Annotated in this window: 9 protein-coding genes; 7 read left to right on the top strand and 2 right to left on the bottom strand. The window is 61.7% G+C overall.

The window, feature by feature from the left end; translation table 11 throughout:
* A partial coding sequence (locus tag ACF8MI_RS00060; RefSeq protein ID WP_392517273.1) for an Ig-like domain-containing protein occupies positions 1-3,899 on the bottom strand: 3,899 nt, incomplete at its 3' end.
* Positions 3,900-4,091: 192 nt separating this feature from the next.
* A complete protein-coding gene (norR, locus tag ACF8MI_RS00055) occupies positions 4,092-5,648 on the bottom strand; it encodes a nitric oxide reductase transcriptional regulator NorR (protein ID WP_060499733.1) in 1,557 nt (518 codons plus the stop codon).
* A gap of 154 nt (positions 5,649-5,802) precedes the next feature.
* Here norR and hmpA point away from each other — a divergent pair, with 154 nt between their 5' ends.
* The 7 genes from hmpA to cyoE all read left to right on the top strand — a co-directional run bounded on the left by hmpA (position 5,803) and on the right by cyoE (position 13,240).
* Positions 5,803-6,981: an NO-inducible flavohemoprotein gene (gene hmpA, locus ACF8MI_RS00050; protein WP_060499734.1), complete on the top strand. Its 1,179-nt coding sequence runs from the start codon at positions 5,803-5,805 to the stop codon at positions 6,979-6,981.
* A gap of 368 nt (positions 6,982-7,349) precedes the next feature.
* Complete coding sequence (locus ACF8MI_RS00045; protein WP_016713239.1) at positions 7,350-7,856, top strand: disulfide bond formation protein B; 507 nt, start codon at positions 7,350-7,352, stop codon at positions 7,854-7,856.
* 559 nt (positions 7,857-8,415) lie between these two features.
* On the top strand, positions 8,416-9,357 hold the full coding sequence (gene cyoA, locus ACF8MI_RS00040; RefSeq protein WP_060499735.1) for a ubiquinol oxidase subunit II: 942 nt from the start codon (positions 8,416-8,418) through the stop codon (positions 9,355-9,357).
* Between the two features lie 3 nt (positions 9,358-9,360).
* Complete coding sequence (cyoB, locus tag ACF8MI_RS00035) at positions 9,361-11,379, top strand: cytochrome o ubiquinol oxidase subunit I (RefSeq protein ID WP_060499736.1); 2,019 nt, start codon at positions 9,361-9,363, stop codon at positions 11,377-11,379.
* Between the two features lie 3 nt (positions 11,380-11,382).
* Complete coding sequence (gene cyoC, locus ACF8MI_RS00030) at positions 11,383-12,009, top strand: cytochrome o ubiquinol oxidase subunit III (RefSeq protein ID WP_012051225.1); 627 nt, start codon at positions 11,383-11,385, stop codon at positions 12,007-12,009.
* Positions 12,009-12,341, top strand: a complete 333-nt coding sequence (gene cyoD, locus ACF8MI_RS00025) for a cytochrome o ubiquinol oxidase subunit IV (RefSeq protein WP_003248599.1) — start codon at positions 12,009-12,011, stop codon at positions 12,339-12,341. The genes cyoC and cyoD overlap by 1 nt, the downstream gene beginning before the upstream one ends.
* Before the next feature lie 11 nt (positions 12,342-12,352).
* Positions 12,353-13,240, top strand: a complete 888-nt coding sequence (gene cyoE, locus ACF8MI_RS00020) for a heme o synthase (protein WP_012270561.1) — start codon at positions 12,353-12,355, stop codon at positions 13,238-13,240.
* Positions 13,241-13,301 lie beyond the last annotated feature (61 nt).

Here is a 13,301-nt window from a genome sequence, read left to right as displayed (position 1 = left end):
GTGCTGCCCGGTTCGGCCCTGCCGGTAAGCACGGTGCCGTCGGCGCTGACGGCCAGTTCGGTCGGTGCGGCAGGCGCGGTAATGTCTGGCGCGGAGATCTGTGCGGGCAGCGAAGAGACGCCGCTGTCATTGATGGCGACGACATCCAGCAGTTCACCGTTGGCTTGTGGCGGGTTCAGTTCGATGCTGAAAGTGCCATCGGGATTGGCGATGGCGCTGCCGATCAGCATGCCGTTGGCATCGTGTACTTCTACTCGGGTGCCCGCCGGGGCGGAACCGGTGAGGGTAGTGCCGTCTGCATCGATGACCAGGTTACTCGGGCTGTCTGGCGCGGTGGTGAGTGGTACATCGTATTCGAGGGCAACGGAGGGGTTGCCGCTGGGGTCGGTCTGCACCAGGCTCAGCTGGTCACCCGGTTGTACCGCCGGATCAAGGTTGATGAGGAAGGTGCCATTGGCCCCGACCACCCCGGTACCGATCACGGTGCCGTTGGCATCACGGACTTCGACGGTGGCGCCGGCTTCGCCACGCCCGCTTAGGGCCAGGCCGCCACTGCCGACCACGATGTTGCTCACCGCCGCAGGTGGTGCGATATCCGGGGCATCGAATTGCAGCGGCGCAGAAGTGTTGCCAGCCGCGTCCACCAACCGAACGTCCAACGCTTCGCCATTGGCCTGGGCAGGGTTAAGGGTGATGCTGAACAGGCCATCGGCGCCCACCACACCCGTACCAATGACGGTGCCAGCGGCATCACGCACCTGTACGGTGGCGCCTGGCTCGCCGCGACCGGTGAAGGTCACGCCATCGGCCAAGGCCAGGTCGGTGGGTTGAGCTGGAGGCAGCAGGTCGGCAGAGGTTACCGCGCCCGACGGCGATACGTTGCCGGCAGCATCGGTCAGGGTGACTTGCAAGGTGCTGCCGTCGATCACGGCAGGGCTCAAGGACACCACAAAGGTACCATCCGGCCCAACAGTGCCGGTCGCCAGCAGGTTGCCGGCAGCGTCACGGACCTGCACGCTGGTGCCCGCTTCGCCACGGCCACTCAGTTGGCTACCGGCCACGCCGATCACCAGGTCGGTTGGCGCTGCGGGTGGCGTGATATCGACACCGTCGATATCCGGTGCGGTGACCGAGCTGGCTGTGGATGTGTTGCCGGCCGCATCGGTGGCGGTGGCTTGCAATACTTCGCCATCGACCTGCGGCGGGTTGAGGTTGATGCTGAACACGCCGGTAGGGCCAACCACGGCGGTGCCCAGTTCGGTGCCGTCAGCGGCAACGATACGCACGGTGCTGCCCGGTTCGGCTCGGCCGGTAATCACGCTACCGTTGGCGCTGACAGCCAGTTCGGTTGGTGCGGCTGGCGCAGTGATATCCGGGGCATCGAACTGCAGCGGGGCAGAAGTGTTGCCGGCCGCGTCCACCAACCGAACGTCCAGCGCTTCGCCATTGGCCTGGGCTGGGTTAAGGGTGACGCTGAACAGGCCATCGGCACCTACCACACCCGTACCAATGAGGGTGCCAGCGGCATCACGCACCTGCACGGTGGCGCCTGGCTCGCCGCGACCGGTGAAGGTCACGCCATCGGCCAAGGCCAGGTCGGTGGGTTGAGCTGGAGGCAGCAGGTCGGCAGAGGTTACCGCGCCCGACGGCGATACGTTGCCGGCAGCATCGGTCAGGGTGACTTGCAAGGTGCTGCCGTCGATCACGGCAGGGCTCAAGGACACCACAAAGGTACCATCCGGCCCAACAGTGCCGGTCGCCAGCAGGTTGCCGGCAGCGTCACGGACCTGCACGGTGGTGCCCGCTTCGCCACGGCCACTCAGTTGGCTACCGGCCACGCCGATCACCAGGTCGGCTGGCGCTGCGGGTGGCGTGGTATCGACACCGTCGATATCCGGTGCGGTGACTGAGCTGGCTGTGGATGTGTTGCCGGCCGCATCTGTGGCGGTGGCTTGCAGTACTTCGCCATCGACCTGCGGCGGGTTGAGGTTGATGCTGAACACGCCGGTAGGGCCAACCACGGCGGTGCCCAGTTCGGTGCCGTCAGCGGCAACGATACGCACAGTACTGCCCGGTTCGGCCCGGCCAGTGAGCACGGTGCCGTCGGCGCTGACGGCCAGTTCGGTCGGTGCGGCGGGCGCGGTAATGTCTGGCGCGGAGATCTGTGCGGGCAGCGAAGAGACGCCGCTGTCATCGATGGCGACGACATCCAGCAGTTCACCGTTGGCTTGTGGCGGGTTCAGTTCGATGCTGAAAGTGCCATCGGGATTGGCGAAGGCGCTGCCGATCAGCGTGCCGTTGGCGTCATGGACCTCTACGCGGGTGCCCGCAGGTGCGGTACCGGTGAGGGTAGTGCCATCGGCATCGATGGCCAGGTTGCTCGGGCTGTCTGGCGCGGTGGTGAGTGGTACATCGTATTCGAGGGCAACGGAGGCGTTGCCGCTGGGGTCGGTCTGCACCAGGCTCAGCTGGTCACCCGGTTGTACCGCCGGATCAAGGTTGATGAGGAAGGTGCCATTGGCCCCGACCACCCCGGTACCGATCACGGTGCCGTTGGCATCGCGGACTTCGACGGTGGCACCCGGTTCACCTCGGCCGCTCAGCGCCAGGCCGCCACTGCCGACCAGGATGTCGCTGACTGCACTTGGCGGGGTGATGTCGGGTGCTGTGAATTCAAGCGGGATCGAGCTGTTGCCGGCAGCATCCACCAGGCGTATGTCCAGTGCTTCGCCGTTGGCCTGGGCGGGCGACAGCGTGACGCTGAACAGCCCGTCGGCACCGACCAAGCCTGTGCCAATCATGTTGCCAGCGGCATCGCGCACCTGCACGGTGGCCCCTGGTTCACCGCGGCCAGTGAGGGTTACGCCGCTGGCAAGGGCGAGGTTGGTGGGCTGGTCTGGGGCGGTCGTATCAGGTGTCTCGACGTCTGGCGCTGAAATACTGGCCGAAGGTGAGGTGTTGCCGGCTGCGTCCTTGGCGCTGACCTCCAAAGCCTGGCCTTCGGTCTGTGGCGGTTGCAGGGTGATGCTGAACTGGCCGTCTGCACCGGCCACGGCTGAGCCCAGCAGCACCCCGTCGGCCCCCCGCACCGAAACCGTAGCGCCGGGTTCTGCACGGCCGGTGAGGGTGGTGCCCTGTTCATTGATGGCAAGGTCGGCAGGTGCAAGCGGCGCAGTCACGTCCGGGGCGGTGACTGTGCCAGGCGTCGAGACGTTGCCGGCACCATCGGTCAGGGTGACTTCAAGGTTCTCGCTGTTAATCTGCGGCGGGTTCAACGTCACGTCGAAGGTGCCGTCGGCACCCACGGTGCCGCTGCCGATCAGGTTGCCGGCAGCATCACGGATGCTCACTGTGGTGCCTGCTTCACCACGGCCGGTCAGGCGCAAGCCATCCGGCGACACCAGCAGGTCGATGGGCGTGGCCGGTGCGGTGGTATCGGGGTCCGAGCCGCCACCGCTACTACCGCCGCCTCCGTTGTCGGCTGCCGCCGCAGCGCCACCGACGCCAAGCAGGCTGAGCCCGGCAATCGCCCAGGTTGGCATGGCGCTACCGGCGGTGCCGATACCCGCGACCAGTTCGTCCAGCGAGTTCACATCTTCGAAGGTGAAACCGGTGAAGGCCGTTGCATCATATTGCGCGTGCCACAGGGTGCCGTCTTCACCGACGAAGACGATGTCGCTACCGACCCCGGCCTGGTCCACGGCGAAGAAGTTGCCAATGGTGACCTTTTCACCCGATTTCAGGGTGATGATCAGGTCTTGACCACGTTGGGTAACAGTGGCGACCTTGTCGGGGGCTACCGGCATCTGCACGACGCCTGGCCCTTTGAGGTTGATATTGCCCCAGGCGCTCTGAGTGGCGACTTCGGTTTGCTTATCGGCGACGACGATGTTGTCCATGGATGCTCCCTGCTGGTATCTGGATCCCCCGGCCCGAACCGTTCGAGCCACAACCTGCGTCACAGAGCCCTTGCCGGGCCATTCCGCGCAGTCTCGACCAGGCAGTCGAAATTCGGGTGGTTAGGGAGATATAGCAGCCAGGCAGGAAGCAACCAGATGGCTTTCTGGGTTAATCCTTTTGTAAGGTGAGCCTCAGCGAAGCCCCAGCCGGCGGGCCAGTCGGCTCAGGTTTGCGCGGTCCAGGCCCAGCTCGCGGGCCGCTGCCGCCCAATTATTCTGGTGCCGTTGCAGGCAGGCTTCGATCGCTTGGCGCTGGTAGAGGTCGACCGCTTCGCGCAGGCCGCCTTCAGGCAATGGTGCCAGTTGGGCAGGGGCTGCGGGGGAGGGCAGGGCGTTTGGGGTTGCGAGCACCGCGCGCAGGTCCAGATCGACGGCTTCAAGCGTGAGAATGCGTGGCCGGTCGGGGCGCTGGCCCAGTGCCTTGAGGGCCGAGCGGCCGATCAGGTGCTCCAGCTCGCGCACGTTGCCTGGCCACTCATAGGTCAGCAGCGCGGCCTGGGCTTCGCTACTCAGGCGCAGGCTGTTCAGGCCCAGGCGTGAACGGTTCTGTTCGAGGAAGTAGCCCGCTAATAACAACACATCTCGCCCACGTTCGCGTAAGGGCGGTACGTGCAACGGGTACACACTGAGGCGGTGATAGAAGTCGGCGCGGAAGTTGCCATGGCGTACTTCTGCGGCCAGGTCACGGTTGGTGGCGGCGATCAGGCGCACGTCCACACGGTGCTCGCGGTCCGAGCCCAGGCGCTGCAGTTGGCCGCTTTGCAGCACACGCAACAGTTTGGCTTGCACCGTTAGCGGCAGTTCGCCCACTTCGTCGAGGAACAACGTGCCGCCGTTGGCCAGCTCGAACTTGCCCCGGCGCTCGCCGTGCGCGCCAGTGAAGGCACCGCGTACGTGGCCGAAGAGTTCGCTTTCCACCAAGGTATCGGGCAGGGCGGCGCAGTTGAGGCTGACCAGTGGCTTGTCGGCCCGGTTGCTGGCCTGGTGCAGGGCCTGGGCCACCAGTTCCTTGCCAACGCCCGTTTCGCCAGTGATCAGAACAGTCAGGTCGCTACCGCCGACCAGGCGGATTTCTTCCACCAGGCGCTTATGCGCCGGGCTCTGGCCAATCAGCTCTTTATCCTGGCCGCTGGCCTGGCGGTAGATTTCGGCCCGCAGGTGTTCGTCTTCGGCGCGCAGGGCCAGGTGCTCGATGCGTTCGGCCACGGTAACGGTAGCGGCGGCCAGGCTGGCGAAGGCTTGCAGGGCATCCAGCTCCAGGCTCTGGAACTGCCCGGGGGTGAGGGCATCGAGGGTGACCAGGCCCCAGGGGCGTTCATCAACCATCAACGGGCAACCCATGCAGTCGTGCACTTCCAGGTCGGCATCGGGGGCGTTGACCAGGCCATCGTAAGGGTCGGGCAGTTCGGAGTCGCTGGCGAAACGAGTGGGCTCCGGGCGGCTGAGCAGTATCTGGAAGCGCGGGTGCTCGCTGACCCGGAAGCGTCGGCCCAAGGTGTCAGGGCTCAGGCCATCCACCGCCAGCGGCACCAGCCATTCACCATCCAGGCGCAGCAGCGCGGCGGCATCGCACGGCAGTAGCCCGCGCATGGCTTGCAGCAAGCGGCGGTAGCGCTCCTGGTCGGGCAAGTCGCGGGAGAGGTCGCTGACCAGGGGCAGCAGGGTGGTGAGCAATGGCTTTGCGGTCATAAAGACTCCTATGGGTCGATATGACTATACGACGAGGTGGGTCGTTTTGACATGATTGGCTTCAACCCCTTGATTTTACTGGCGATAAAAGTTGGCACGATTGCTGAAATACCTAACGCAGTCATTTGAAGCCACAGGCTCAGGAGTTGTCGCAATGCTCAATGTCGAACAACGTGCAATCATCAAGGCCACTGTACCCCTGCTGGAAAGCGGCGGCGAAGCGCTGACCACCCACTTCTACAAGATGATGCTCAGCGAGTACCCCGAGGTACGCCCGCTGTTCAACCAAGCCCACCAGGCCAGTGGCGACCAGCCACGTGCTTTGGCCAACGGCGTGCTGATGTATGCGCGCCACATTGACCAACTGGAGCAGCTGGGGGGACTGGTAGGGCAGATCATCAACAAGCACGTTGCCCTGCAGATTCTGCCGGAGCACTATCCGATCGTCGGCAGCTGCCTGCTGCGCGCCATCGAGGAAGTACTGGGCAAGGAAATCGCTACCCCTGAGGTGATCGAGGCCTGGGGCGCGGCCTATGGCCAGCTGGCCGACATCCTGATTGGTGCTGAAGAAAGCCTCTATAAACAGAAGGAAGAAACCGAGGGCGGCTGGCGTGGTACCCGCGAATTCAGCCTGGTGCGCCGCGAGCAGGAAAGCAGCGAAATCGTTTCGTTCTACTTTGCCCCGGTGGATGGTAAACCGGTGCTCAAGGCCGAGCCTGGCCAGTACATTGGCCTGAAGCTGGACATCGACGGTGCTGAACAGCGCCGCAACTATTCGCTGTCGGCGCTGTGCGATGGCAGGGAGTACCGCATCAGCGTCAAGCGCGAGGTGGGCGGCAAGGTGTCCAACTACCTGCACGATGAGCTGGTGGTGGGCGATACCCTGCAACTGTTCCCGCCTGCGGGCGACTTCACCCTGGCGGCCAGCGACAAGCCGCTGGTGCTGATTAGCGGGGGCGTGGGTATTACCCCGACGCTGGCCATGTTGCAGGCGGCGCTGCAAACCCGGCGCGAGGTGCATTTCATTCACTGTACGCGTAACGGCGCGGTGCATGCCTTCCGTGAATGGGTCGATGGCCTGGCGGCGCGTCACCCGCAGCTCAAGCGCTTCTACTGCTATGCCGAGCCGGAGGAGGGTGGTGCGGCTGATGCTGTGGGCCTGTTGAGCGAAGACCTGCTGGCCGAGTGGTTGCCGCAGGCGCGTGATGTGGATGCCTACTTCCTTGGGCCCAAGGGGTTCATGGCGGCGGTGAAGCGTCAGTTGAAAGGGCTGGGTGTGCCGGAGCAGCAGAGCCGTTACGAGTTCTTCGGGCCGGCGGCTGCCTTGGAATGATATAGCGCCTGTACCGGCCTCTTCGCGGGCAGGCCCGCGAAGAGGCCGGTACAGGCAGTACACACCTTCTTCCTATATATAAGGAAAGATGAAACCGGGCTCGCCGTTTTCATCATTAATCTTCCGTTAATCACGGTATCCTTCACTCCCGGGTGTCGAGGGGCTTGCCCCTGCGCGGCACCCGGGCAGCCGCTTTTTTGCCGCCCGGCGTTGAACCGACGCCGTTGCGGTCGGTCTCAGCCTCACCGGATAGCCCTGCGCAGTGCTACCGCGCCGCTCCCTCGGCATGCTCACAGGCCATGCCCAGCGTGTAGACTTGCGCCCAGGCAGGCGGACCACGCTGCCACTATCCATCGAAGGAACCGGCAATGAACGAACAAACATCGCGCCTGAATCGGGAACGGCGCTTTCTGGTGCTGTTGGGCCTGATCTGCCTCTCGCTGATCGGCGGCGCCCTCTATATGCAAGTGGTACTGGGCGAGGCGCCGTGCCCGCTGTGCATCCTGCAGCGTTACGCGCTGCTGTTCATTGCCGTGTTCGCGTTCATCGCCGCCGCGATGCCCGGGCGCCGTAGCCTGACCTTCTTCGAGGTGCTGGTGGTGCTCAGTGCCATTGGCGGAATCATTGCGGCGGGCAACCATGTGTATATACTCGCCAACCCCATGGTCAGTTGTGGCATCGACACCCTGCAACCGATCGTGGACGACCTGCCACTGGCCAAGCTCTGGCCGCTGGCGTTCCAGGTCGACGGCTTCTGCAGCACGCCGTACCCGCCGATCCTCGGTTTGTCACTGGCGCAGTGGGCACTGGTAGCGTTTGTGCTGACCGCCATTCTGGTTCCGCTCGGTATCTATCGCAACCGACGCCAGGCTTAGACAAAAGTCCCGAATTCTATGGGGGCTTTTACGCCGCATGAGAAGAGGGAAAAGTTGCTCGCCGCTTGATCTGGATCAATCCCGAAGCCTTTTAGAATGCGGCTTTGAGGCCTGGCAAGCGGGGTGCGACAAACTGTCGCGAAGTTGAATTATTGAGCATCATTGTTACAGATTCTGTAAAAGACTGTTGCTCAATAAGTCATAGTCAAGGGTTGGCGACCTAACTACAATCGCCCCCAATTTCCGTTCGGCACTGCTTGCGAGTCGCAGGATTGAAGGAAGCCCCAGCGCTCCTTTTTGCTGACTTCGTCAAGTTTCGCCCAACGGCGATACCGGGCGGACCCCCCTCCGCGTTTTCCCGCACCAAATGGACTTGGTCTGAAGTACAGGCCTGTTGCCTACGAAACCATAAGCACCGCTAACACGCTCGAAGCCAAGGTCCTGCAGTCGGACCCCAGGCAGGAGCGAGTACGGGCGCGAAATGCCTCACTTGGCAGGACGAAGTGTTGGCTACCAAAACACAAATTGCATTGAAGCAAGCTGATCTAGAGGTCGTGAGATGAGTAAAAAGCGTTACCCCAGACTGTTTGGCATATTGCCCTTTTTAGGCATGCTTTTACTCAGTGGGTGCAACTGGACCCTGCTCGACCCGAAGGGCCAGGTCGGCATTGAGCAAAAGAACCTGATCCTGATCGCTACCGGCCTGATGCTGCTGGTGGTAATCCCTGTCATCATCATGACCCTGGTGTTCGCCTGGAAGTACCGTGCTTCCAACAAGGCAGCCACCTACACCCCTGACTGGTCGCACTCGACCAAGATCGAGGCCGCGGTGTGGATCATCCCGATCCTGATCATCATCGCCCTGGGTTACGTCACCTACCACTCCACTCACAAGCTGGACCCATACCGTCCACTGGATTCCGATGTGAAGCCGGTGCAGATCGACGTGGTCGCGCTGGACTGGAAGTGGCTGTTCATCTACCCGGAGCAGGGCATTGCTACGGTCAACAAGATCGTCTTCCCGGCTAACACCCCGGTCAACTTCCGCGTCACTTCCGACGCCGTGATGAACTCGTTCTTCATCCCGGGCCTGGGCGGCCAGATCTACGCCATGGCCGGCATGACCACCAAGCTGCACCTGATCGCCAACGAAAACGGCGAGTTCGACGGTATCAGCGCCAACTATAGCGGTGCTGGCTTCACCGGCATGAAATTCAAGGCTACTGCCACCTCCCAGGAAGACTTCGACAAGTGGGTCGCCGAGGTCAAGCAGTCGCCGAAGAAGCTGGACAAGGCCGAATACGACGCCTTGGCCAAACCAAGCGAAAACAACCCAGTCGCGCTGTACAGCGAGGCTTCGCCTGAGCAGTTCCAGCTGATCGTCGACAAGTACGAAGGCATGAACCGCGGTCGTAGCCACGAAGAAGCAGGCAGCAAAGACCTGGCCACAACCAAGGGTGTGGAATCGAGTATGCAACCAGCTGCCGGTGCAGAGGAGTAAGAGATGTTCGGTAAACTAAGCCTGGAGGCGATACCCTATCACGAGCCGATAGTCATGGTGACGCTTGCCATGATCGCGCTCGGCGGTATCGCTGTCGTCGGTCTTATCACCTATTTCCGCAAGTGGACCTACTTGTGGAGCGAGTGGCTGACTACTGTCGACCACAAAAAGATCGGCGTGATGTACATCATCGTCGCGATGATCATGCTGCTGCGCGGCTTTGCCGACGCCATCATGATGCGTACCCAGCTGGCTGCCGCAACCGGTGGCTCCGAAGGCTACCTGCCGCCTGAACACTATGACCAGATCTTCACCGCTCACGGTGTGATCATGATCATCTTCATGGCGATGCCGTTCTTCACCGGCCTGATGAACCTGGCGGTTCCTCTGCAGATCGGTGCACGTGACGTTGCCTTCCCGTTCCTGAACTCCCTGAGCTTCTACCTGCTGCTGGCAGGCGTGCTGCTGGTCAACATCTCGCTGGGCGTTGGTGAATTCGCCAAGACCGGCTGGGTTGCCTATCCGCCGCTCGCTGGCATTCAGTACAGCCCTGGGGTGGGCGTTGACTACTACATCTGGGCGCTACAGCTATCCGGATTGGGTACGACGCTTACCGGCGTGAACTTCCTCGTCACCGTGATGAAGATGCGCGCACCTGGCATGAAGCTGATGGACATGCCGATCTTCACCTGGACCTGCACCTGGGCCAACGTACTGATCGTTGCTTCGTTCCCGATCCTGACTGCTGCACTCGCGCTGCTGACTGTTGACCGTTATCTGGACTTCCACATTTTCACCAACGAGCTTGGTGGGAACCCGATGATGTACGTCAACCTGTTCTGGGCGTGGGGTCACCCTGAGGTTTACATCCTGATCCTGCCGGCCTTCGGTGTGTTCTCGGAAGTTACCTCGACGTTCTCTGGCAAACGCCTGTTCGGCCACCACTCGATGATCTACGCATCGGGCGCGATCGCCATCCTGGGCTTTGCGGTATGGCTGCACCACTTCTTCACCATGGGTGCCGGCGCCAGCGTCAACACCTTCTTCGGCCTGGCGACGATGCTGATCTCCATTCCGACCGGTGTGAAGCTGTTCAACTGGTTGTTCACCATGTACCAAGGCCGTGTGCGCTTCACCGCACCGATGCTCTGGACCCTGGGCTTCATGGTCACCTTCTCCATCGGTGGCATGACCGGCGTACTGCTGGCCGTTCCAGGTGCTGACTTCGTCCTGCACAACAGCCTGTTCGTTATTGCGCACTTCCACAACGTGATCATCGGTGGCGCGGTATTCGGCTACATCGCCGGCTTCGCCTTCTGGTTCCCGAAAGCCTTCGGCTTCACCCTGAACGAGAAGTGGGGCAAAGCTGCCTTCTGGTTCTGGCTGTCGGGCTTCTACGTTGCGTTCATGCCGCTGTACGCCCTGGGCTTCATGGGCATGACCCGTCGTCTGAACCACTCCGACAACCCACTGTGGGAACCCTACCTGTACGTAGCCGTTGTCGGCGCCGTGCTGATCCTGTTCGGTATCGCTTGCCAGCTGATCCAGCTCTACGTTTCGATCCGCGATCGCAACCAGAACCTGGACGTGACCGGCGACCCATGGGGCGGCCGTACTCTGGAATGGTCCACTTCGTCGCCACCTCCGTTCTACAACTTCGCTCACATGCCTGAGCAGGTTGGCCTGGACGCATGGCACGAAACCAAGGAAAGCGGCAAGGCTTACAAGCCAGCGACCAAGTTCGACGCTATCCACATGCCGAGCAACACCTCCACCGGTTTGTTCATGGGCCTGTTCCTGACCGTCTTCGGCTTTGCCTTCATCTGGCACATCTGGTGGCTGGTTGGCGCAAGCCTGGTTGCAACCATCGCTGTCTTCGTTCGCCACGCTGCACGTGACGACCAGGGCTACATGGTTCCAGCCGAAGAAGTGGCGCGCATCGAAGGCGAGCGTATGAAAGCGCTGGCCAAAGCAGGTGCTCTGCCTGCCGGCGCACGTGTCGAATCGTTTGAGCGGGTGTAATCAATGTCCAGTCAAGTAATGCACGGCGGCGCTGCTCATGGTCACGACCATGGGCATGACGACCACCACCACGACTCGGGCCAGATGACCGTACTGGGCTTCTGGCTGTACCTGATGACCGACTGCATCCTGTTTGCGTCGCTCTTCGCTACCTACGCGGTGCTGTCCGGCAGTTTTGCCGGCGGCCCGTCGGGTCATGACATCTTCCAGCTCGATTTCGTAGCTGTTGAAACGCTGTTCCTGCTGCTGTCCTCGATCACCTTCGGCTTCGCCATGCTGAAGATGTTCGATGGCAAGAAAGCAGGCGTACTGGGCTGGTTGGCTGTGACCTTCCTGTTCGGTGCAGGCTTCATCGCGATGGAAATCTATGAATTCCATCACCTGATCAGCGAAGGCTTCGGCCCGCAGCGCAGTGGCTTCCTGTCGGGCTTCTTCGCCCTGGTAGGTACCCACGGTCTGCATGTGACGGCTGGTCTGATCTGGATGGCAATCATGATGTACCAGATCAACAAGCACGGCATCACGCCGACCGCCAAGACCCGCATGAGCTGCCTGAGCCTGTTCTGGCACTTCCTGGACGTGGTCTGGATCTGCGTATTCACCGTCGTTTACCTGCTGGGAGTTCTGTAATGGCTAACGCACACGACACTCATCACGAAGGTAACCACGGCAGCGTCAAGTCGTACATGATCGGCTTTGTACTGTCGATCATCCTGACCGCGATCCCGTTCGGCCTGGCCATGACCGCCAGCCTGCCGAAGAACCTGACCGTTCTGATCATCGTTGCCATGGCCGTGATCCAGGTAGTTGTTCACCTGGTTTACTTCCTGCACATGGACCGCTCGAAAGAGCAACGTAACAACGTATCGACGTTCCTGTTCACCACCCTGGTGATCGCTCTGCTTGTCGGCCTGTCGCTGTGGATCATGTTCAGCATCCACTTCGAAATGTTGGCCAAGTGAGGTAAGACTGCATGTCCGTTAAGCACTTTATCCAAATCACCAAACCGGGGATCATTTTCGGTAACGTGCTTTCCGTGGCAGGCGGTTTCTTCCTTGCCTCGAAGGGCCATGTGGATTTCGCCCTGTTCCTGGCGGTGGTGATCGGTACTTCGCTGGTGGTGGCGTCCGGATGCGTGTTCAACAACTGCATCGACCGTGACATCGACCACAAGATGGAGCGCACCAAGAACCGCGTCATGGTGCAGGGCGGCATGTCGCTGCCCCTCGCGCTGATCTACGCCACCCTGCTCGGGGTGGCGGGTTTCAGCCTGCTGTATGTCCAGGCCAACCCGCTGTCGGCGTTCTGTGCGCTGATCGGCTTCATCGTCTACGTCGGTTTCTACAGCCTGTGGCTGAAGCGTAAATCGGTGCACGGCACCTTGGTCGGCAGCCTGTCTGGTGCCATGCCTCCGGTGATAGGCTACTGCGCCGTGAGCAACAGCTTCGACCTGGCTGCAGTGACCCTGCTGGTGATGTTCAGCCTGTGGCAGATGCCGCACAGCTTTGCCATCGCTATCTTCCGCTTCAAGGATTACAGCGCTGCCAACATTCCGGTCCTGCCGGTGGCACGTGGCGTCCTGGCGGCGAAGAAGCAGATCGTGCTGTACGTGCTGGCCTTCGTGCTCGCCACCTTGATGCTGACCCTCGGCGGTTACGCCGGCCTCGGCTACTTGGCCGTGGCAGCAGCCATGGGCCTTTACTGGCTGTACATGGCATGGGGCGGCTACAAGGCCGAGGACGACAGCAAGTGGGCCCGTAAAGTGTTCGGCTTCTCCATCCTCACCGTCACTGCCCTGAGCGTGATGATGGGCGTGGACAGCCAGACTGCTGCGGACGTGCTGATGACCTACGCACGCTGATCGACGCGAGTGCTTCACTAAAAACCCCGGCCATTGTGCCGGGTTTTTTTATGTTTGTTTT

Source organism: Pseudomonas sp. yb_9, from assembly GCF_043103635.1.
Taxonomy (GTDB): Bacteria; Pseudomonadota; Gammaproteobacteria; order Pseudomonadales; family Pseudomonadaceae; genus Aquipseudomonas; species Aquipseudomonas monteilii.
Note: the sequence above shows the minus strand (reverse complement) of the source record. Positions and strands in the feature narration are given on the sequence as shown.